Annotated in this window: 13 protein-coding genes; 4 read left to right on the top strand and 9 right to left on the bottom strand. The window is 58.7% G+C overall.

Going from position 1 to position 22369, the window contains the following annotated elements:
• Window positions 1–52: 52 nt before the first annotated feature.
• The 7 genes from baeR to yegD form a co-directional block, all read right to left on the bottom strand.
• Window positions 53–775, bottom strand: a complete 723-nt coding sequence (gene baeR, locus ACOTX2_RS02000; RefSeq protein ID WP_015572364.1) for a two-component system response regulator BaeR — start codon at window positions 773–775, stop codon at window positions 53–55.
• On the bottom strand, window positions 772–2175 hold the full coding sequence (baeS, locus tag ACOTX2_RS01995) for a two-component system sensor histidine kinase BaeS (RefSeq protein ID WP_063147720.1): 1404 nt from the start codon (window positions 2173–2175) through the stop codon (window positions 772–774). Before baeS ends, baeR begins: the two co-directional genes overlap by 4 nt.
• Window positions 2172–3587 carry an MFS transporter gene (locus ACOTX2_RS01990; protein WP_063147721.1) on the bottom strand — a complete coding sequence of 472 codons (1416 nt, stop codon included), beginning with the start codon at window positions 3585–3587 and terminating at the stop codon, window positions 2172–2174. The genes baeS and ACOTX2_RS01990 overlap by 4 nt, the downstream gene beginning before the upstream one ends.
• A complete protein-coding gene (gene mdtC, locus ACOTX2_RS01985; RefSeq protein ID WP_045621311.1) occupies window positions 3588–6665 on the bottom strand; it encodes a multidrug efflux RND transporter permease subunit MdtC in 3078 nt (1025 codons plus the stop codon).
• On the bottom strand, window positions 6666–9788 hold the full coding sequence (locus ACOTX2_RS01980; RefSeq protein ID WP_063147722.1) for an MdtB/MuxB family multidrug efflux RND transporter permease subunit: 3123 nt from the start codon (window positions 9786–9788) through the stop codon (window positions 6666–6668).
• Window positions 9788–10990, bottom strand: coding sequence for an MdtA/MuxA family multidrug efflux RND transporter periplasmic adaptor subunit (locus ACOTX2_RS01975; protein WP_063147723.1), 1203 nt, complete (start codon window positions 10988–10990; stop codon window positions 9788–9790). Before ACOTX2_RS01975 ends, ACOTX2_RS01980 begins: the two co-directional genes overlap by 1 nt.
• 209 nt (window positions 10991–11199) lie before the next feature.
• Window positions 11200–12552, bottom strand: a complete 1353-nt coding sequence (gene yegD / locus ACOTX2_RS01970) for a molecular chaperone (protein WP_063147724.1) — start codon at window positions 12550–12552, stop codon at window positions 11200–11202.
• A 130-nt stretch (window positions 12553–12682) separates the two neighbouring features.
• Here yegD and alkA point away from each other — a divergent pair, with 130 nt between their 5' ends.
• Window positions 12683–13555 carry a DNA-3-methyladenine glycosylase 2 gene (alkA, locus tag ACOTX2_RS01965; protein ID WP_063146243.1) on the top strand — a complete coding sequence of 291 codons (873 nt, stop codon included), beginning with the start codon at window positions 12683–12685 and terminating at the stop codon, window positions 13553–13555.
• On the opposite strand, the gene ACOTX2_RS01960 is transcribed toward alkA, so the two are convergent.
• Window positions 13520–16849: a diguanylate cyclase gene (locus ACOTX2_RS01960; protein ID WP_063843710.1), complete on the bottom strand. Its 3330-nt coding sequence runs from the start codon at window positions 16847–16849 to the stop codon at window positions 13520–13522. The two genes, alkA and ACOTX2_RS01960, sit on opposite strands and share 36 nt — an antisense overlap.
• A gap of 342 nt (window positions 16850–17191) precedes the next feature.
• On the opposite strand from ACOTX2_RS01960, the gene udk reads away from it, so the two are divergent.
• From udk to asmA, 3 genes are all read left to right on the top strand, one after another.
• Complete coding sequence (gene udk, locus ACOTX2_RS01955) at window positions 17192–17833, top strand: uridine kinase (RefSeq protein ID WP_000130320.1); 642 nt, start codon at window positions 17192–17194, stop codon at window positions 17831–17833.
• A 91-nt stretch (window positions 17834–17924) separates the two neighbouring features.
• The gene (gene dcd / locus ACOTX2_RS01950) at window positions 17925–18506 is read left to right on the top strand and encodes a dCTP deaminase (protein ID WP_006811250.1); all 582 of its coding nucleotides are present in this window, start codon (window positions 17925–17927) and stop codon (window positions 18504–18506) included.
• Between the two features lie 23 nt (window positions 18507–18529).
• Window positions 18530–20380, top strand: coding sequence for an outer membrane assembly protein AsmA (gene asmA / locus ACOTX2_RS01945; RefSeq protein ID WP_063147726.1), 1851 nt, complete (start codon window positions 18530–18532; stop codon window positions 20378–20380).
• Window positions 20381–20470: 90 nt separating this feature from the next.
• Here asmA and ACOTX2_RS01940 read toward each other — a convergent pair whose 3' ends face one another.
• Entirely contained in the window at window positions 20471–22054 is a 1584-nt protein-coding gene (locus ACOTX2_RS01940) for a TerC family protein (RefSeq protein ID WP_063147727.1), read from the bottom strand.
• Between the last annotated feature and the right edge of the window lie 315 nt (window positions 22055–22369).

Raw genomic sequence — 22369 nt, 5'->3', positions numbered from 1 at the left:
CTAAAACACCCTCTCCCCCCTGGGGAGAGGGCAGGGTGAGGGGAGAATGTTGTCAGGCAATCCTGCACGCATCCGCTTCCCAGCGATACCCCACGCCGTACACCGCGCGAATAAACGACTGGTCGGCGTCCAGCGCCTCCAGCTTGCGGCGCAGGTTTTTGATGTGGCTGTCGATGGTGCGGTCGGTCACCACGCGGTAATCGTCATACAGATGGTTGAGCAGCTGCTCGCGGGAAAACACTTTTCCCGGCTCGTGGGAGAGGGTTTTCAGCAGGCGGAACTCCGCGGGGGTGAGATCCAATAGTTTGCTGCGCCAGCTCGCCTGGAAGCGGCTTTCGTCGACGATCAGCGGGCTTTGCGCATCCAGCACCTGCAATTCACGCTGCGGCTTGCAGCGGCGGAGGATGGTTTTCACGCGAGCGACCACCTCCCGCGGGCTGTAAGGCTTGCAGATGTAATCGTCGGCGCCGATTTCGAGCCCCAGCAGACGGTCGATCTCTTCGATTTTGGCCGTCACCATCACGATGGGCACATCGGAGAAACGACGAATTTCCCGGCACAGGGTCAGGCCGTCAGTACCCGGCAGCATCAGATCCAGCAGGATCAGATCCGGCGGCGTCTGGCGCACGTAGGGCAGCACCTGGTCGCCGTGGCTGATAAGCGTTGGCGCATAGCTCGCAGCGCGCAAATAGTCGATCAGCAGTTGCCCAAGTTTAGGCTCGTCTTCCACGATCAAAATACGCGGTGTGTTGTCGTCAATCGGTAACTCGGTCATGCTTCCCTCGATAAATCCCGTTCCAGAGGTAACTCTACTGTAATGCTAACCCCGCCAAAAGGCGAATGGGCGGCGCGGATGGTGCCACCATGCGCCTCCACAATGTTTACGCAAATCGCCAGCCCAAGGCCGGAGCCCCCGCTGGCGCGGTTACGCGAACCTTCGGTGCGATAGAAGCGCTCGAACAGTTTTTCCAGCTGCGCATCCTTCACGCCAGGGGCGGAGTCCGCAAAGGTCAGGGCAAAGCGCCCGTTCTCCTGCTTGCCGGAGATATGCAACCCGCCGCCGCCGTCGGTGTAGCGGAGGCTGTTCTCCAGCAGATTATTGAACAGCTGCATCAGGCGATCTCTGTCGCCGAATACCACCGCGCTGTCAGGCAGCGAGAGGTTGATTTTCAGGTCACGGCTGGCGAAGCGTTCGCGGAACGCGCCGGTCACGACTTCAAGGATATTGATCACGTCGATTGGGGCTTTCTGGTAGGCCAGGGCGCCTTCATCGGACATGGAAAGCTGATGCAGATCGTCCACCAGCTTGGTCAGCGTACCGACTTCCGCCTGTAGCGAGGCCACGGATTCGGGGGTGAACTGCCGCAAGCCGTCCTGAATCGCCTCCAGCTCGCCGCGCAGCACCGCCAGCGGGGTGCGCAGCTCGTGCGAAATGTCGGCCATAAAGTCGCGGCGCATCTGCTGGTTTTTCTCCAGCGTGCTGGCGAGCTGGTTGAAGTCCTGCGCCAGCTTGCCCAGTTCATCCTGACTGCGGGTGTTCACGCGGGTCGAGAAATCACCCGCCGCCAGCTTATGCGTGCCTTCCACCAGGCGTTTAACCGGCGCCAGCAGGCCGCGCGCCAGCGGGAAGGTGGCGAGCGCCGCAAGCAGGGTAGAAAGCGCGACAATCAGCCAACTGGTCTGGCGCTGCTGGCGGTCAAAGTTGATGTCGGTGTTGCGCGTCAGCCGCTCGACCGGCGAGGCAATAACCCAGCCCACCGTGGCGCCGTTCGAGGTGATGGCGCGCTTTGTACCGTCCGGCGGTACCGGCGAGCGTGGGCCAACAAGCACGCGCATCTCCTGATCAATCACCCAGAACTGGGTGCGCCAGCCGTGCGGCGGCATGCCCGGCCCCGGACGGTCGTCGTCATTATCGTGCTCCAGCGAGCGCAGAATTTGAAATATAAAACGATCGTTATTGCGCAGAAAACGCCAGTTACCGTGCAGGCTATACTGTTCCCCCAGCGCGTCGCTTAAGCCCTGTAAGCGCTGTTCGTTACCGTGCTTGATGTAGTCAATAAAGCCGCGCTCAAAGCTGACCCGCACCGCCCAGTGCATGGTAATCAGCAGGACGATACAGGTAGCGAAAATCGCCACAAAAAGCTTACCGGTGATCCCCGGACGCCAGAATTTCATGGTGCACTCCTTTTGCCGCGTCGGATCACAACGTTTTTGGTCGTGTCATTCGGTACTCTGGCAAAGATAAAAGCGGGCAGGGCGATAATTACCGCCATGCTGAGGTAGGTGTATAAAAAGACCTGATGCGCGACGGGGGTGTCGGCGCTGAGATGGTGCTGACCGTACATGCCGAGCAGCAATCCGGCGACCGTGACCCCCACGCTCATAGAGAGCTGCATGATCATCGACAGCAGGCTGTTACCACTGCTCGCCAGTTCGTCCGGCAGATCTTTCAGCGTCAGGGTGTTCATCGACGAGAAGCGCATGGAGTTGATGATCCCCTGGCAGAACAGCACCAGCGGCAGGATGTAGTACCAGCCCAGCAGCGCCACGGCCATAAACAGCAGACTAACCAGCGCCAGCCCGAGCGTGGCGGCCACCAGCACCCGGCGATAGCCAAAGCGGTTTACCACCTGCACCACAATACGCTTCATCCCCATGCTGCCGAGCACCATCGGGATCATCATCAGCCCGGCATGGAACGGCGAGAAGCCCATCCCAATCTGTAAAAATACCGGCGTCATAAACGGCAACATGCCGCTGCCGATGCGTCCGGCAAAGCTGCCGAACAGACCAAGACGGTAGGTGGGATTCTTGAACAGGTTCAGGCTAAACAGCGCGTTAGCGTTGCCTCTGGCATGCCACAGATACCAGAGAATGGCGGTGACACCCAGCGCTACCAGCAGGGCGAGCGACAGGGAGGAGATCCCCAGCCCTTTTTGCCCGTCGAGCGCCAGGGTGAGCGTCGCCATGCCAGCTGCCAGCAGGATGAAGCCAAAGAAATCAAAGCGCCGGGTCTGCATTTTATAGTTCGGCATCAGCGTCAGGGTGGCAATCGCGCCGATAATACCGACCGGCAGGTTGATCAGGAAGATCCAGTGCCAGGAGGCATACTCCACCAGAATACCGCCCAGCGCCGGGCCCAGCAGCGGGCCGACCTGACCGGGCAGGGTGACGAAGGTCATCGCCGCCATATACTGCGCGCGCGGAACAATTTTCAGCACCGTTAACCGCCCGACGGGCACCATCATCGCGCCGCCGACGCCCTGTAGCACGCGCGCCATCACCAGCTGGTCGAGGGTATTGGCCTGGGCGCAAAACAGCGAGCCGGTGGTAAACAGCACAATGGCGGTGAAGAAGATGTTCCGTACGCCCACTTTATCCGCCAGCCAGCCGCTGGCGGGCAGCATCACGGCGACCGTCAGCACGTAGGCGACAATCACCATATGCATGTGCAGCGGGCTCTCCCCCAGGCTTTTCGCCATTGAGGGGAGGGCTGTGTTCACGATGGTCGTGTCCAGCGACTGCATAAAGAAGCCGAACGCGACGATCCACAATTGCCAGCGAACGTTACTGGGTAGGTCGGTCATTTACTCGGTCACCGTGGTTCTCTTTTTACGCGAAAAACGCAGCCGCAGGCGGTCAAAGAACAGATAGACTACCGGCGTGGTGTAGAGCGTCAGCAGCTGGCTCATCACCAGGCCGCCAACGATCGTGATCCCCAGCGGCTGGCGCAGTTCAGAGCCGTCACCGCCGGATATGACCAGCGGCAGTGCGCCGAACAGCGCGGCCAGCGTAGTCATCATGATCGGGCGAAAACGCAGCAGACAGGCCTGGAATATCGCCTCGTCCGGCGTCAGGTTGCCGTTACGCTGGGCATCCAGGGCAAAGTCGACCATCATTATCGCGTTTTTCTTCACAATACCTATTAATAGCATGATCCCAATGAGCGCGATGAGGCTGAATGGAGCACCGAACAGCTCCAGCGCCAGCAGCGCCCCCACGCCCGCAGAGGGAAGCGTGGAGAGAATGGTCAACGGGTGCACGTAGCTTTCATACAGCACGCCCAGCACGATGTACACCGTGGCAATGGCCGCCAGGATCAAAATGACCTGCGAGTTCATGGTGTCCTGGAACACCTGCGCCGTACCGGCAAAGCTGCCGCGCACGGAGGAGGGCACCCCGAGCTGGGTCATGGCGCGGTTAATGGCATCGCTGGCCTCAGACAGCGACGAGCCGGTTGGCAGGTTAAACGACACGGTCGAGGCGGCGGAAAGCCCCTGGTGGTTCACCGACAGCGGCGCGTTCGACGGCTGCCAGCTGGCGAAGTACGACAGCGGGATCGCCTTGCCGTCATTATTGATCACAAACATCTTGTCCAGCGCGCTGATGTCCTGGGTATAGCGCGGATCAACTTCCATCACCACCTTGTACTGGTTCATCGGCTGATAGATGGTGGAGACTTCACGCTGCCCGAAGGCGTTGTTAAGCAGGCTGTTGGCCGCCTCCACGTTAATGCCCAGGCGGGCCATAGTTTCACGATCGTAGGTGAGCGCCATCTCCGCGCCGTTGTTCTGGCTGTCGGAGTTCACGTCCGCCAGCTGCGGCAGCGCGGCCAGCGCTTTACGGATCTTCGGCTCCCACTCGCGCAGGGCGGCTAAGTCATCCGAGAGCAGGGTGTACTGATAGCTGGCGTTAGCCTGTCGTCCGCCGACGCGGATATCCTGAACGGCCATCAAAAACAGGTTCGCCCCCGGCTCTTTGGCGAGCTTCACCCGCAAGCGGTCAATGATCTGCTGCGCCGTTTCGTGACGTTCACCGCGCGGCTTAAGGGTAATAAACATCATCCCGCTGTTAACGCGCGAGCCGCCGGTAAAGCCGGTAACGTTGTCTACGGCCGGATCTTCCCGGATGATTTTCATAAAGTCCTGAAGCTTGCCGCGCATTGCCTGGAACGAAATGCTCTGGTCTGCCTGAATACCGCCCATCAGCACGCCGGTATCCTGCTCCGGGAAGAAGGTTTTCGGGATGGTGATATACATCCAGACGTTGAGCCCGATGGTGGCGATAAGCACCAGCCCGACAATACGCGTGTGGTTCAGCACCCATTTCAGCGATTTGCCGTAGCCGGACTGCATCGCCATCAGGACGTGGCCAAAGCCTTTCCGGCGCGGCTGTGAGTGCGGTTGGCTGCGCTTTAGCATCCAGCCGCACATCATCGGCGTTAGCGTCAGCGAAATCACCAGTGAGATACCAATGGCGACGGAGAGCGTGACGGCAAATTCGCGCAGCAGTCGCCCCGGCAGGCCACCCATCAGCAGCAGCGGCAGGAACACCGCCACCAGCGACAGGCTCATGGACAGGACCGTGAAGCCCACTTCGCGCGTCCCCTGAAGCGCCGCCTGGAGCGGCTTCATGCCCGCTTCCAGATGACGCGAGATATTCTCCAGCACCACGATGGCATCATCCACCACAAACCCGGTGGCAATCGTCAGCGCCATCAGCGACAGGTTGTTAAGGCTAAACCCGCACAGGTACATGGCGGCAAAGGTGCCTATCAGCGATACCGGGACCGCCACCGCCGGGATCAGCGTGGCGCGCCCCGAACGCAGGAACAGGAACACCACCAGAATTACCAGCGCGACGGAGATGATCAGCGTTTGCTCTACCTCTTCAAGCGAGGCGCGGATGGTGGGGGAACGGTCCTGCGCAATCTGGAGATCGATGGCCGCCGGAATGGTTTCCTGAAGCTCCGGCAGCCGCGCGCGGATACTGTTCACCGTCTGAATGATGTTGGCTTCCGGCAGCTTGCGGATCATCAGCAAAATCGCCGGTTTGGCATTGGTCATCCCGGCGTTACGCACGTCCTGCACCGAATCGGTGACGCTGGCGACGTCGCTCAGGCGCACCGCCGCGCCGTTGTTGTAGTGAATAATCAACGGCTGATACTCGGCGGCGGTTTTCAGCTCGTCATTGGTCTGGATCTGCCAGCGGTGGCTGCTGTCCTCAATCGCCCCCTGCGGCTTACGCACGTTGGCGTTGCTGATAGCGGATCGCACGTCGTCCAGCGACACGCCCTGATTAAACAGCGCCTGCGGATTCAGCCCCACGCGCACGGCGGGCAAGGAGCTGCCGCCGACGTCCACGTCACCCACGCCGTCAATCTGGGCGATGGTTTGCGCCAGCTGGGTGGAGGCAAAATCGTACAGCTCGCCCTGGGAGTAGGTCTCTGACGTAAGCGTCAGGATCATGATCGGCGCATCGGACGGGTTGGCCTTGCGGTAGGTTGGACGGCTCGGCATGCCGCTCGGCAGCAGGCTTTGGGCGGCGTTAATCGCGGCCTGCACGTCGCGCGCCGCACCGTTGATATCCCGGTCGAAGTTAAATTCCAGAATGATGCGCGTGCTGCCCAGCGAACTGCTGGAGGTCATCTCGTTAACCCCGGCAATCCGCCCAAGCGATCGCTCAAGCGGCGTCGCCACCGATGAGGCCATGGTTTCCGGCGATGCGCCCGGCAGCGAGGCGCTGACCATGATCACCGGGAAATCGACCTGCGGTAGCGGGGCCACCGGCAGCAGCCGGAAGCCGAGCACGCCGCACAGGGTGATAGCGACGGAGAGTAAAATCGTCGCCACCGGACGGTAAATGAAGAGGGCGAAAAACTTCACTTACGCCTCCTCTTCACGTTTCGGGAAGCGGCTTTTCGTCCACAGGGCCAGACGGTCAAACAGTAGGTAGATAACCGGCGTGGTAAACAGCGTCAGCACCTGGCTCACGAGCAGACCGCCGACCATGCCGATGCCCAGCGGACGGCGCAGTTCGGCCCCCACGCCGGTGCTTAGCATCAGTGGCAGGGCGCCCAACAGGGCGGCGAGGGTGGTCATCAGGATCGGGCGAAAACGCAGCAGACAGGCCTGGTAAATGGCCTCGCGCGGCGCCATACCCTGCTCGCGCTCGGCGGCCAGTGCAAAGTCGATCATCATGATGGCGTTTTTCTTCACGATGCCGATAAGCAGGATGATGCCAATTATCGCAATCACGTCCAGTTCGCTCCCCGCCAGCATCAGCGCCAGCAGCGCCCCCACGCCCGCTGTCGGCAGGGTGGAGAGGATGGTGATCGGGTGGATGAAACTCTCATACAGCACGCCAAGCACGATATACATCGCCACCACCGCCGCGACAATCAGCCAGACGGTGCTGCCCAGCGCGGCCTGGAACGCCAGCGTACTGCCCTGGAACTGGGTCTGAATATCGGACGGGAAGCTGAGTTCTTTCTCCGCGCCCAGAATGGCCTCCACCGCTTCGCCCAGGGAATACCCGTCCGGCACGTTGAACGAAATGGTGGTGGACGGGAACTGATCGAGATGGTTAATCGACAGCGGGGTGTGGCGCTCTTCCACGCTGGCAATGGCGCTGAGCGGCACAATCCCGCCGTCTTTGCTGGTCAGGCGTATTGAGTCCAGCGCGGCAAGCCCGGGCGTGTTCTCGGTGTTATGTTCCAGCACCACGCGATACTGGTTGGCCTGGGTGTAAATGGTGGAGATCAGTCGCTGACCAAAGGCGTTATACAGGGCGTTATCCACATCGGACATGGTAATGCCCAGACGGCTGGCGGTGTCGCGGTTGACGTTCACGTACGCCGCCAGCCCTTTATCCTGCCAGTCGCTGCTGACGTCAGAAACCTGCGGCAGTGCTTTCAGCTTATCCACCAGCTGCGGCACCCAGGTGCTGAGTGCATCAAGCGAGGTGGCCTGGAGCGTAAACTGGTACTGCGTGCGGCTCACCTGCGTATCAATGGTTAAATCCTGGATCGGTTGCAGATACAGCTCAATGCCCGGCACGCGCGCCACCGCGCTTTGCAGGCGCTCAATTACCGCGTTGACGCGATCGTCGCGGTCATCAAGCGGTTTAAGGTTAATTTGCAGGCGCGCGCTGTTGAGCGACGGGTTGGTGCCGTCCACGCCCACGTAGGCAGTCAGGCTTTCCACCGCCGGATCTTTCATGATGATCTCAGACACCTGCTGCTGGCGCTGCGCCATGTTGGCGAAGGAGACCGTCTGCGGCGCCTGAAGCGTGCCCTGAATAATGCCGATGTCCTGAATCGGGAAGAAGCCTTTCGGAATGAAAATCCACAGCATCACGCTGAGCGCCAGGGTGCCGAGCGCCACGCCGAGCGTCGCCCAGGGATGGTTCAGGACTTTCGCCAGCACGCGGCCGTAGGCGGCGATAATGCGCTCGAACATCCGCTCGGAGGCGCGCGAGAAGCGGTTTTGCTTGCGCAAAGATTCGTGGCTCAGCATGCGGGCGCACATCATCGGCGTTAGCGTCAGCGACACCACGGCAGAGATCAGAATGGCGACCGCCAGCGTCACGGCAAACTCGCGGAACAGCCGCCCGACGATATCGCCCATAAACAGTAGCGGGATCAGCACCGCAATCAGCGAGAAGGTGAGCGAGATGATGGTAAAGCCAATTTCTCCTGCGCCCTTCAGCGCGGCGGCTAAGGGCTTTTCACCTTTTTCGATATAGCGCGAGATGTTCTCGATGACCACGATGGCATCGTCCACCACGAACCCGGTGGCGATGGTGAGCGCCATCAGCGTCAGGTTATTTATCGAAAAGTCGAGGAACACCATCACCGCAAACGTCCCGACCAGCGAGAGCGGCACGGCGACGGCGGGAATGATGGTTGCCGGAACGTTGCGCAGGAACAGGTAGATGATCATCACCACCAGCGCAATCGCCAGCATCAGCTCGAACTGGGTGTCTGACACCGAGGCGCGAATATTCGTGGTGCGGTCAGAAAGCACTTTCACGCTCACCGATTTTGGCAGGCTTTCCACCAGCTGCGGCAGCATGGTGCGAATGCTGTCGGCGGTATCAATAATGTTCGCGCCCGGCTGGCGCTGAACGTTCATGACAATCGCCTGCTGCTTATTGGCCCACGCCCCGAGCCAGCTGTTTTCCGCGCCTTGTTCGACGGTTGCCACGTCGCCCAGGCGGATCGGCGCGCCGTTTTGATAGGCCACAATCAGCTGGCGGTATTCATCGGCGGACTGCATCTGGTCGTTGGCGGAGAGCGTAACCGCTCGGGTTGGGCCGTCCAGCGAGCCCTTCGCTGAGTTAACGTTGGCGCTGCTGATGGCGGTGCGAATGGTTTCGCTGGTTAACCCCAGCGCGGCAATGGCCTGGGCATTGAGCTTAACGCGCACAGCGGGGCGTTGACCGCCCGCCAGCGTCACCAGTCCCACGCCGGTCACCTGCGAAATCTTCTGTGCCACGCGGGTTTCAACCATGTCTTCCACCTGCGTCATCGGCATGGCCGAGGAGGTGACGGCAAGGGTCATGATCGGCGGGTCTGCCGGGTTGACCTTGCTGTAAACCGGTGGATTCGGCAGGTCAGACGGCAGCAGGTTAGTGGCAGCGTTAATCGCGGCCTGCACCTCCTGCTCGGCGACGTCCAGCGACAGCGTGAGCTGGAACTGAAGCGTGACGACCGAGGCGCCGCCGGAGCTCTGGGAGGACATCTGCTTCAGGCCAGACATCTGGCCGAACTGGCGCTCCAGCGGGGCGGTGATGGCGGACGTCACCACATCCGGACTGGCGCCCGGATAGAGGGTGACAACCTGAATGGTCGGGTAGTCCACTTCCGGCAGCGCCGACACGGGCAGAAAACGGTAGCCAATGATCCCGGCCAGCAGGATCGCCACCATCAACAGGGTCGTCGCAACCGGACGTAAGATAAACAGGCGTGATGGCCCACCTGTAGAGCTCGGCGGCATCACCTGCATCAGGCTTTTGCTCCTGTATTCTGCGCTTCCACCACCTCGACCTGCGCCCCTTCGGTCAGACGGTCAATACCGTCGGTCACGACGCGGTCGCCAGCGGACAGCCCGGCACTGATCACCACCGTCTGACTGTCCTGGATCCCGGTTTTCACCAGATGTTTGCTGACCTTGTTTTCGCTGTTCAGCACCCAGACAAAGTTGCCTTCACTGCCCATTTGCAGGGCCGCCGTCGGGATAACCACGGCGTTTTCTTCGGTCGCGACCAGCATTCGCGCATTGACGAACTGATTCGGGAACAGGGCATCGTCCTGATTGTTGAAGCGTGCTTTAAGCTTGATGGTGCCGGTGGTGGTATCGATCTGGTTATCCAGGCTAAGTAGCGAACCTTCGCTCAGCTTCTGCTTGTTGGTACGATCCCAGGCTTCAACCACCAGCGCTTTTCCGGCCTTCTGCGCCTGTATCACCGTCGCAATGTCGCTTTCCGGCAGGGTAAAGACGAGATCGATAGGGTGCGTCTGGGTGATCACCACGATGCCCGTGGTGTCGCCGCTGGAGATTTGGTTGCCGATATCAACCTGTTTCAGGCCCACGCGGCCGTCAATCGGCGCGGTGATCCGGCTCCAGTCGAGCTGGAGCTGGGCGCTGGCGACCGCGGCTTCGTCGGCCTTGATGGTGCCCTGAGATTCACTGACCAGAGACTGCTGGGTATCCAGCTCCTGGCGCGACACGAGGTTGGTTTTTACCAGCTGCTGATAGCGGGCTAAATCGCGGCGGGCATTGGCGAGGGTGGCTTTGTCTTTCGCGAGCTGCCCCTGCGCCTGCGCCAGGGCCACCTTAAACTGGCTTGGGTCGATTTCCGCCAGCAGATCGCCGGCTTTCACCTGCTGGCCTTCCTGGAAGTGGATGGCCATCAGCTGACCGTCCACGCGGCTACGTACCGTCACGGTGTTGGCGGCGGTAATGGTTCCCAGCCCGGAGAGATAACGAGGCACCGCTTTATTCACCGCCGTTGCCGCCTGCACCGGTGCCAGCGCCGCGCCGCGAATACCGTGGCGCCCGCCGCCCGTTGGACGTTGTGAGGGGCTATTGGCGCCAGCAGGTGCCGTGGAGTTCGCGGACTGGCTGTGCCAGTACCAGGCGGCGGCCAGGACCACCACAATCAGACCAACGGCGATTGCCCAGCGGGATTTGTTACTGCCTTTCATCGTTATACGTTCTCGTCCTGAAACACTTTCGGGGAATGATACTAGTTTAGTCAGGTAACACAGCGGAAAAATGGAGGAAATATGGAAGACTGTCAGGAATGGTCTGAGTGTGGCGCGTTGTTTCGCCGGGTGGCGGCTTCGCCTTACCCGGCCTACAAGATCCTCGAACCGTAGGCCGGGTAAGCGCAGCGCCACCCGGCACAACCCCATTAGCTAAACACCACCTGCGCCCAGCGGGCCAGTCCTGCCGTAACGGAGCCAAAGTCATCGCCGCCGGCAATCGGGATCCCCGGCAGCTGTTCCGCCAGCGCTTTCTTGATCAGCGGGGAACGGGCGCTACCGCCGGTCAGGTAAATCACGTCCGGTTTCTCTTTGCCATTCTCAAGCGCCAGCTGCACCTGCTCCAGAATACGCTGTAGCGGCTGAACCAGCGCCATTTCCAGCCCTTCCTGGGTGATAGCCGTAGCCAGATCGTCACTGATAAACGGCAGCGTAACCGCATGCTCAGGACGATCGGAAAGGGCGATTTTGCTCTCTTCGGCGGTGCGCACCACCCGGTAGCTTAGACGCTGACGCCACACCTTATACAGCAGCGCGACCTTCTCTGCATCCTGCGCATCACGCACCAGATCGTTAAGGAAACGCCCATTCGCGGTGCTGTAAAAATCACTCTGGGCAGGGACGTCGTTGATGGCAATCGCATTCCACCATGGCAGGATCGGCAGGGCGATGCCTTTCTCGGTTTGACCGCCCATGCCGAGCAGCGGCATCAGGCTCTTGAATGCCAGGGCGATATCCAGATCGTTACCGCCCACGCGGCAGCCGCTGTGTCCCAGCAGGCTGTTTTCACGATCGCGACGATGATGCCACTGCGGACCCATCAGCAGTAATGAACAGTCCGTCGTACCACCGCCGATGTCCACCACCAGCACCCGTTTCTCTTCCGTCAGCGTTGCTTCAAAATCCAGTCCCGCCGCAACCGGCTCATACTGGAACACCACGTCACGGAAGCCAGCCCGGTGCGCTGCACGCTCAAGGATCCCCTGCGCCTGCTGGTTGGCTTCGTCGCCGCCCAGCCCCTGGAAGTTGATCGGACGGCCAATCACCGCCTGGGTGATGGCATCCGACACCTGGGATTGCGCCTGATTGCGGATGTGCAGCATCATCGCGCAGACCAGATCTTCAAACATCGCCACCTGCTGTGGTTTCAGGCCGCTGGCGCCGAGGAAGGATTTCGGCGATTTAACGAAGTAGACCTCTTCCGGGTCTTCAATGTACTGCCCGAGGGAAGAGAGGCCGAACTGCACGCTGGAAGGGGTAACGTCGATATCTTCCTCGCGGTTAAAGCTGACCGCACGGCGCAGCAGCGCCTGGGTTTCCGCCGCCGTGGCCGGAACCTGATGATGGCGGAACAGCCACTCGCTCACCGCTTCACGCGTGGGCGCACAGAGCATTGACGGCAACAGCGTACTGCCGTTTTCCATTTTCAGGAGCTGCGGTTGTCCGTTTTGCATTATCGCAACCGAGCAGTTTGCGGTGCCGTAGTCGAATCCAATAAACACAATAAATCCCCATGCCGGTGAGAAGGGGCGAGACTTTAGCGAAATGTCTGCCAGGCGACAACAGGAATATGAAAGCAAGGCGCAACGCGATCTTTCGGTTTATGCTGAGGTAAATACAAAAGGAGAGACGATGTACACCCTGAACTGGCAACCGCCCTACGACTGGCAGTGGATGTTTGGCTTTCTTGCCGCGCGTGCGGTCACAGGGGTTGAGACCGTTACGGAGGATTACTACGAACGCAGTTTTGGCTATGCGGGGCACCAGGGCGTTTTACGGGTTACGCCAGACAGCGCAACCCATACGCTGGCGGTGTCGCTCAGCCCTGGCCTGATCCCGGTGGCGGATATTTGCCTGGATCGCATTGCCCGCCTGTTCGATCTTGATTGCGACCCGCTAAGAATTGCGCAGACCCTGGGCGACCTCGGCGCGGCGCGGCCGGGGTTACGTTTGCCGGGCGCGATGGATGCCTACGAGCAGGGCGTGCGCGCCATTCTCGGGCAACTGGTGAGCGTGGCGATGGCGGCAAAACTGGCGTCAAGAGTGGTGGCGCTGTGCGGTGAACCCATCCAGGACGCGCCGGGCTACCTCTGTTTTCCTCCGCCAGAGGTACTGGCCGCGGTGGATCCGCTGGCGTTGAAAGCCCTTGGGATGCCGCTCAAGCGTGCGGAGTCGTTGATTCATCTGGCGCAGTCGGTGGTGGAGGGTGAATTCCCGCTGTTCCCGCCTGCGAACGTCGAGGCCGGGATGAAGGCGCTACAGCAGCGCCCCGGCATCGGGCGCTGGACCGCAAATTATCTGGCCTTGCGCGGCTGGCAGGCGAAGGATGTTTTCCTGCCGGATGATTATCTCATTAAACAGCGCTTTGCCGGTATGACGCCCGCGCAGATCCGTCGCTATGCCGAGCGCTGGCAGCCGTGGCGCTCGTATGCGCTGTTACATATCTGGTACACCGACGGCTGGTCGCCGTCAGTTGATGGCGAAATAGCTGGTATTCAGCAGTAGATCGAGCGGCTGCGCTTCCCCGATGGTGTCGCCGTAAATAAAGTCAATGCCGATGCCCGACAGCGTATTCATCATGATCGACTGATGGCATGGCCCGGCAATGGTTTTTATGCCCAGACGCTGGGCGTGGCCCTGAATGATGGTCACCATCATCTCATCCATCAGATTGCCGTGGACGTTGGTCACCACGTCTGCATCCAGCAGCAGATAATCAGCGGTGTTGGCGCTGAGCTGGCTGAAGACGTTCATATCGCGTCCAACCCGGGTCAGCACCACGCGACAGCCAGCCTGACGAAGCTTTTGCAGACCCTGCTGCACGTTTTCATCCGTATTGCTCAGCACATCAACGGCGATCGCCAGATGCAGCAGCCGCGCCGGCAGCGGACCTCTGGTGATCAGGTCGAGCAGCTCATCCACCAGCGTGACGCTGGCTAAACCCGCTTCTGAGAGCGGCAGCGCGACGCCCATCCCTTTGGCCGCCACCTGTGCGGCATAGGTACGGAAAAATTCGCTGAATATGCGTCGGTCAAGGGCGTGCAGCAGCTCCGGCTCCGCCAGCCCGGCGCGGAAGGCATGCTCTTCCAGCACTTCCCCCTGGCTGGTCCACAACCGCAGGGAAATCAGCCAGAAGCTACTGCTCTCGGGAATGCGCGGTGAGGCGACGCTGCGGGCGATCATCAGCAGATGATTATCTTTGATCATGTGCCACTGCTCATCCAGCGACATCATGCTGCGCGTGCTGTGGATCCGCTCCTGCTGGGGTTCATAGATGGTGACCACACCGCGCCCGCTGTTTTTCGAGGCGTAACAGGCGATATCGGCCTGAGACATCACTTCCGCTGTCTGATAATTAGCGTCGTCAATCAACGTGATCCCCGCGCTGGCGCCGATGCGGTGCAGGCGTCCTTCCCAGGAAAAATGATAGTTGTTAATGGCGTCGATCAACCGGCCCGCAATATAGCGTGCGCTTTCGACGTTGCAGTCCGGCAGCAGCAGGCCAAACTCGTCGCCGCCCAGACGCGCCAGCACGTCGCTGGAGCGCAGCATGGTCAGCATCAGCGAAGAGAGTTCGCGCAGGAGCGCGTCGCCCGCCGCGTGGCCTGCGGTATCGTTCACCGCTTTAAAACGGTCAAGATCGATAAAGACCAGCGCGTGACGCTGATGGGTCTCCTGTACCGTCTGCAACAGGCGCTTAAGATGGTTTTCAAAACTGACGCGGTTCGCCAGGTGGGTAAGGGCGTCATGGGAAGCGCTGTAGCTCAGCTGGCGCAGCATTTTGCGCGACTCGGTGACATCCTGAATCACCAGCACCGAGCCGATAGCGTGCCCCTCCAGGGTGCTGAGCGGGGTAATGCTGTAATGAATGTCGAAACTGCCGCCATTCCGGCAGTTAAGCACCACATCCTGTTCGATATCGGTACGGGACATATCGCCGCTGTGGATGTTTTCCATTAACGGGCCGTTCTCGCCGAAGGTAATGTGCAGCACCTTCAGAACGGGCTGACCCAGCGCTTCGCTTTGCGACCAGCCGCTCATCTTCTCTGCGACCGGGTTCATAAAGGTGATGTTCATGTCGATATCGGTGCACAGCACCGCTTCGCCGATGGAGTCGAGGGTGATATGCAGGCGCTCTTTTTCCTGGAACAGCGCCTCGTTCAGTTGCTTCACCTCGGTCATATCCATGTTGATCCCTAACAGCCGCTCCACTTCGCCCTGTTTGTTCAGCACCCGGTTCGCCAGCGAACGAATGTGGCGAATGCCATCCTTGACGCGAATGCGAAATTCCAGCTTGAAAGGCACCCTGGCCTGGAGTGACTCACGCAGTACCTGTTCGGCGTGCGCACGATCTTCAGGCACCATGGCCGCATGCCAGAGCTGCCAGGTAGGTTTAATGTGCGGGGGGATCTCGTACAGCTCAAACATCCGTTTATCCCAGCTGATCACGTCCGGCTCGAGATCCCACTCCCAGATCCCGATGCCGCCGGCTTCGTTCGCGAGGGTGATACGCTCCATCAGACGCTTATTCACCCACTCGGTCTGTTTCAGGTCGTTGATGTCTTCAATCTGGGCAATAAAGTAGAGCGGCGTGCCGTCTGCATGGCGCACAACGGAAACGGCCAGCAGCGCCCACACCACTTCGCCGCTGCGGGTGTAGTAGCGTTTTTCGAGGCTGTAGCTGTTGATCTCCCCGTTAATCAGCTGTTGCAACTGCTCCAGGTCGGTATTTAAATCTTCCGGCCAGGTTAACTGCTGGAACGTGAGCGACTGAAGCTCAGACTGACTGTAACCGAGGAAATTGCACAGCGCCTTGTTGGCCTGAAGCCACTGGCCCTCAATGCCCACCAGCGCCATACCAATCGCGGAATATTCCATCGCATTACGAAAACGTTCTTCGCTTTCAGTAATATGTTTACGCTCGGCCCGGAAGGCATACATCACCATCGTCATAATGTTGGCGGGGAGCAGCATCATCAGGAAGGGAAGCCATGGCGCGTTGAAGGTCACCATCATGTTTGAAGGTGTCATGGAGGGCGGGTTTCGCGCCATCATCAAGGACACCATCATGATGGTGAATAAAAAAATCAGGAATGCTTCCATTCGCGGCAGGCGTACCGCGCTCCACATCAGCAAAACGATGATGCAGGTGAACGGCCACGGCAGCCAGGTGATTGCCGTCCAGCTAAGAACCAGCGTAACGACCAGGGTCACCAGCGTTTCCAGCAGCAGTCTCGGGTTGCGGTGGCGCAGCAGGTAATGCGGTTTAAACAGCAGACCTAACGGTACAAGCGCCAGCGCGCCAATGGCTTCTGAAAGTACCCAAAACAGAAAATTACGCAGCGGCTCCGCGCCTGGCACCAGAAAATGAACCAGAATGCCGCCCACCAGCGGCGGCACCAGGGCGCTGCCGAGGGCAAGGCGTATCCAGTCGTTGAGGTTTTGCAGCGGGTTATACCAGGGGAGCAGCTTACGCAGCAACACCGCACCAACACAAGCCTCAATAATATTGATTGCCGTGTAGGTTAAGTTGATTGATTCCCATGAAAAGAGCATCCACGAGGCAAAAATATTGCCAAAGGAGCAGGCGAGGGCGATGCCGGGCCACATTTTTCCCGCATGGCGGTAAAACGCCACCATCATAATGGATGTCGGGAACCACAATGGCGCCAGCAGCGTACCAAAGCGAGTCAGCTCAAGGGAAAATAAGGTGAAGATGAACGTGACCAGACCCAGACAGACAAGCCGCAGTAAAGGATGTGGGGTAGTAACCAAAACCCGCTGGTATTGTTTATTCATTACCGCTCTATCCAGGGACGCCGTGTTGTCAGGAGCCAGCTCCGGACGCGTGAAATCATTAATTTGGTTTATGCTAGTACAAACATTTTACAATTCATATGCTGAGTGCTCAGATTTTGACTTCATAGACTTATAAAATAGTTACTCTGCGAAGAAGGGGGGTGAAATGGTGAAAATCCGTGCGTAAAAATTTCGCTAAAGGCGTGAAACGGCCCTTTTCAGCCCGCCTCGCATAACCTGCGCATTCGACTGGTATCACGCCCCCGAAATCCCTATAATTGCCGCGTTTGACGCTCCGGCGTCGTCCTTCCTTACATCCAGGTTAATCAGGTCGCTAAATTTATGACTGATAAGTCTCATCAGTGCGTCATCATAGGCATCGCCGGCGCATCGGCTTCAGGTAAAAGTCTTATTGCCAGTACGCTTTATCGCGAACTGCGTGAACAAGTGGGTGATGAGCATATCGGTGTTATTCCCGAAGATAGCTATTACAAAGATCAATCCCATCTTTCGATGGAAGAGCGCGTAAAAACCAACTACGACCACCCCAGTGCGATGGATCACAGTCTGCTGTTCCAGCATCTGGAAGCGCTGAAGCGCGGCGAGGCGATTGAGCTGCCCGTCTACAGTTACGTGGAACATACCCGCACCCAGGAAACGATCCGCATTGAGCCCAAGAAGGTGATTATCCTTGAAGGGATTTTGCTGCTCACCGACGCCCGTCTGCGCGAATCAATGAACTTCTCGATTTTCGTCGATACCCCGCTGGATATCTGCCTGATGCGGCGTATTAAACGCGACGTTAACGAACGCGGTCGCTCCATGGACTCCGTGATGGCGCAGTATCAGAAAACCGTTCGCCCGATGTTCCTGCAATTTATTGAGCCTTCTAAACAATACGCCGATATTATTGTGCCTCGCGGCGGTAAAAACCGTATTGCCATTGATATCTTAAAAGCGAAAATCAGTCAGTTTTTTGAATAAGCCGTGTGAATTGTGTACCGTTCAGAGATAACCTGGTTTTGCCCTGACGCCGTAAGGATTCAGGGCGCGATGCACGAAAGGAGAAAGTGCCATGCGTCTTTGTGACCGCGATATAGAAGCCTGGCTGGATGAAGGCCGCCTGTCTATCACCCCGCGTCCGCCGGTTGAGCGTATTAACGGCGTGACCGTCGATGTACGTCTGGGGAATAAGTTCCGCACCTTCAGCGGCCACACGGCACCGTTTATCGACCTCAGCGGGCCGAAAGACGAAGTCAGTGCAGCGCTGGATCGCGTCATGAGTGACGAAATCGTCATCGAAGAAGGAGAGGCGTTTTATCTCCATCCTGGCGAACTGGCGCTGGCGGTGACCTTTGAATCGGTCACGCTGCCTGCGGATCTGGTCGGCTGGCTTGACGGACGCTCTTCTCTGGCGCGTCTGGGCCTGATGGTGCACGTCACCGCGCACCGTATCGATCCGGGCTGGTCTGGCCGTATCGTGCTGGAGTTCTTTAACGCCGGTAAACTGCCGCTGGCGCTTCGCCCGGGAATGATGATCGGTGCGTTGAGCTTCGAACCGCTGACCGGCCCGGCAGACCGTCCTTATAACCGCCGTCAGGACGCAAAATATCGCGACCAGCAGGGTGCGGTTGCCAGCCGTATCGATAAAGACTGATCTGTGAGTTCACTGAGGAAGCCATGAGAAGAGTTCTGACAACGCTGATGATTTTGCTGGTGGTGCTGGTGGCTGGCCTTTCAGCGTTGGTGCTGCTGGTTAACCCGAATGACTTCCGGGCCTACATGGTGCGGCAGGTTGAAGCGCGCAGCGGGTATGAACTCAAGCTGGACGGGCCGCTGCGCTGGCACGTCTGGCCGCAGCTCAGCATTCTCTCCGGACGTATGTCGCTCACCGCGCCGGGCGCCGCGCAGCCGCTTGTTACGGCGGATAACATGCGTCTTGATGTCGCGCTCATCCCGCTCTTATCCCATCAGCTCCAGGTTGAACAGGTGATGCTGAAAGGGGCGGTGATTCAACTTACGCCACAAACCGAAGCCGTTCGTCAGGCGAATGCTCCGGTCGCACCGCGTGAAAATACTTTGCCTGACGTTCCGTCTGACACCGGCTGGTCTTTCGATATTGGTAATCTGAAAGTTGCTGACAGCGTGCTGGTTTTCCAGCATGAGGATGACGAACAGATCACCGTCCGTAATATCAACCTCAAGATGGAGCAGGACGCCAACCATCACGCGACCATGGAGTTCTCCGGGCGGATCAACCGTAACCAGCGCGATCTCAACCTGTCGATGAATGCGAACGTGAACGCCTCTGACTACCCGCACCAGCTGACGGCGGACGTTCAGCAGGTCAACTGGCAGCTGACCGGCGCGGATTTACCCGCGAAGGGGATCGCCGGCCAGGGCACGATGCAGGCGGTGTGGCACGAAGAGCGCAAACAGCTCGAACTGAACGCGCTCAACCTCCAGGCCAACGACAGTTCCCTGAAGGGGCAGGCGAGCGTCACGCTTGATGAGAAACCCAAGTGGGTGTTGGATCTGCAATTCGACAAGCTGAACCTTGAGAACCTGCTCGCGGCCCAAACGGTGAATGCGACCGATGAGGGTGTCGCGCAGGTAGGGCAAAGCCAGGTCACGCAGTCGCGTCCGGTGATCTCCTCCAGTCTCGATCTGCCTGACTACAATGGTCTGCGCGGATTCACCGCCGACATTCTGCTGAAAGCGAACAGCGTGCGCTGGCGTGGGATTGATTTTACTGACGTCAACAGCCAGATGTTCAACCACAACGGCCTGCTGGTCATCTCTGAGCTCAGCGGAAAAATGGGGGCAGGAAATCTCTCCCTGCCGGGCACGCTGGACGTACGTAAAGACGTTGCCAGCGCCGCGTTCCAGCCGCGTCTGGAAAACGTTGAGATTGGCACCATCCTGAAAGCCTTTAATTACCCGATTTCCCTCACGGGGCAGCTGTCGCTGGCCGGGGATTTCTCCGGCACGAAGATTGATGCGAACGCCTTCCGTCGTAGCTGGAAGGGGCAGGCGCACGTTGAGCTAAAAGATTCACGCATGGAAGGGCTGAACTTCCAGCAACTGGTGCAGCAGGCGGTAGAGCGCAGCAGCAGCGTGAAGGCGAATGAAAACTACGACAGCGCAACCCGTCTCGACAGCTTTACCAGCGAGCTTGCCCTCGACAACGGTCAGCTCTCGCTCGACGAGATGCAGGGAATCTCGTCCCTGCTGGCGCTGACCGGAAACGGCGCGCTGGATCTGGTGAAAGAGACGGTTGACACCCGCTTCAACGTCCGCGTGAAGGCTGGCTGGGAAGGGGAAGGCCAGCTTGTCGAGTTCCTGAAACAGACGCCGATACCGCTGCGCGTGTACGGAAAATGGCAGGAACTCAATTACAGTTTGCAGGTCGATCAGATCCTGCGTAAGCACCTTCAGGATGAAGCGAAACGTCGGCTGAATGACTGGGCGGACCGCAATAAAGAGTCTCAGTCTGGTAAGGACGTGAAAAAGTTGCTCGATAAGCTCTGATGCCTGTTGTGCCGGGTGGCGGCTTCGCCTTACCCGGCCTACAAAAGCCAGACACCGTAGGCCGGGTAAGCGAAGCGCCACCCGGCTTTTTTACACCTCAAAATCCATCTCATCTTCACCGCGCAGCGGTATCAGCTGCACCTTCTGCACGCGATGGCTCTCTACTTGCAAGGTTTTGATCATGTAATCCCCCACCTGGACCTCTTCGCCCGGCTGCGGAATACGTTGCAGATATTCCATCAGCAAACCGGCGATGGTGTGGTATTCGCGCTTCTCGTCCAGCGGAAGCGGAACGAACTGCACCAGATCTTCGAGCGGCATATGGCCGTTGGCGGTCCAGCTGCCGTCTGCGTTTTTCTGAATATCGTGGCGTGCATCGATCTCATCCACCTCATTAGGCAGATTACCGGCGATGGTTTCCATCACGTCGCTGAGCGTCATCAGCCCTTCCACAGAACCAAACTCATCAACGACAAACGCGAAGTGGGTACGCGCGTTGCGGAACTGCTCCAGCGCGGAGAGCAGCGGCAGCGCTTCCGGGAAGACCAGCGGCTGGCGCACCAGCGCGCGCAGGTTGAGCGGCTCACCGTGAAGCTGCTGTTGCAGCAGGTCAATCACGTGTACCACGCCCAGCAGCTCTTCTTCCTCTTCTCCGCCGGTCACCACCACGCGGGTGTGCTGGTTTTTATCCAGCAGGGCACGGATCTGCTCTTCCGGTGCCGTCAGGTCAATATGCTCAATGTCGTGGCGGGAGGTCATGATACTGCTGACCGAGCGCTGGTTGAGGTTAAGCACGCGCTCTATCATCCGGCGTTCCTGCGGGTTGAAGATCTGCCCGTCGCTGTGGTCGGCTAGCATCGCAGCGGATTCAGCATCCAGCTCGGCATCCTCTTTTTTGCCGCTCAGCAGGCGCATCACCGTATCTGCGGTGCGCTGTCGTAATGTCTGGTTCGCGGAAAGAAAACGGCGGCGGTTGAAAATGGCCAGCTGGTTAAGAAACTCAATAAGCACCGAGAAACCAATGGCTGCGTACAGATATCCTTTCGGGATATGGAAGCCAAAACCATCCGCCACCAGGCTAAAGCCAATCATCAGCAGGAAGCTCAGACAGAGAATGACGATAGTCGGGTGACTGTTCACGAAGCGCGTCAGGGCTTTACTGGCGAGCACCATCAGGGTGATGGCAATGATCACGGCGGCCATCATCACCGCCAGATGGTCAACCATCCCGACGGCAGTAATCACGGAGTCGAGAGAAAAGACGGCATCCAGCACCACTATCTGCGCGACCACCGGCCAGAATTTAGCGCCGCGCCGCTGGGTGGGGTTTTCACTGTCTTTTCCTTCCAGCCGCTCATTAAGCTCAACCGTGGCTTTGAACAGCAGGAACAATCCGCCGAAAAGCATGATCAGGTCGCGGGCGCTAAAGCTCAGACCCTGCACGCTGAATAAGGGTTTGGTGAGCGTGACCAGCCATGATATTGAGGCCAGTAACAGCAGACGCATCACCATGGCGAGCAGAAGACCCGTCACGCGGGCGCGGTCGCGTTGTGAAGGGGGTAATTTATCGGCAAGGATGGCGATAAACACCAGGTTATCAATGCCGAGCACTAATTCGATGACGACCAGCGTCACCAGCCCGGCCCAGATTGATGGATCGGCAATCCATTCCATAGTAAATGCAATACCTTCTGTTATATGACTAATGTCACACTTCGATCATGGATAAAGCAGACGGAAATTGCAATGCCGGGTTGAGATTTCTCTTAATGCTACACTCAGGTAAAACCCATTTGCGGGGCGGTGTAAATAAGTTAAATGCGAAGATTTAATTACAAAAGACGATATTTAGGATATATCGCAATAAATGGTCTGGCGCTCTATTTTGTCAATATAAAGAAAATCCGAAAACCTCAAAACTTTGCTCTTAATATTAATCTTAAAAACGAATATTAGGACGGTTGTCTCCTTGCCTGCTATTAGGTTAGC

The organism is Enterobacter cloacae complex sp. IR5412 (assembly GCF_049237385.1).
Lineage (GTDB): Bacteria > Pseudomonadota > Gammaproteobacteria > Enterobacterales > Enterobacteriaceae > Enterobacter > Enterobacter intestinihominis.
The sequence above is the reverse complement of the archived record's forward strand: the minus strand, read 5'-3'. Positions and strand labels throughout refer to the sequence as shown.

Excerpts from the sequence above, each read along its gene's own strand:
- baeR (WP_015572364.1), bottom strand. The coding sequence starts at position 775 with ATGACCGAGTTACCGATTGACGACAACACACCGCGTATTTTGATCGTG.
- baeS (WP_063147720.1), bottom strand. The coding sequence starts at position 2,175 with ATGAAATTCTGGCGTCCGGGGATCACCGGTAAGCTTTTTGTGGCGATT.
- ACOTX2_RS01990 (WP_063147721.1), bottom strand. The coding sequence starts at position 3,587 with ATGACCGACCTACCCAGTAACGTTCGCTGGCAATTGTGGATCGTCGCG.
- ACOTX2_RS01980 (WP_063147722.1), bottom strand. The coding sequence starts at position 9,788 with ATGCAGGTGATGCCGCCGAGCTCTACAGGTGGGCCATCACGCCTGTTT.
- ACOTX2_RS01975 (WP_063147723.1), bottom strand. The coding sequence starts at position 10,990 with ATGAAAGGCAGTAACAAATCCCGCTGGGCAATCGCCGTTGGTCTGATT.
- alkA (WP_063146243.1), top strand. The coding sequence starts at position 12,683 with ATGTACACCCTGAACTGGCAACCGCCCTACGACTGGCAGTGGATGTTT.
- ACOTX2_RS01960 (WP_063843710.1), bottom strand. The coding sequence starts at position 16,849 with ATGAATAAACAATACCAGCGGGTTTTGGTTACTACCCCACATCCTTTA.
- udk (WP_000130320.1), top strand. The coding sequence starts at position 17,192 with ATGACTGATAAGTCTCATCAGTGCGTCATCATAGGCATCGCCGGCGCA.
- dcd (WP_006811250.1), top strand. The coding sequence starts at position 17,925 with ATGCGTCTTTGTGACCGCGATATAGAAGCCTGGCTGGATGAAGGCCGC.
- asmA (WP_063147726.1), top strand. The coding sequence starts at position 18,530 with ATGAGAAGAGTTCTGACAACGCTGATGATTTTGCTGGTGGTGCTGGTG.
- ACOTX2_RS01940 (WP_063147727.1), bottom strand. The coding sequence starts at position 22,054 with ATGGAATGGATTGCCGATCCATCAATCTGGGCCGGGCTGGTGACGCTG.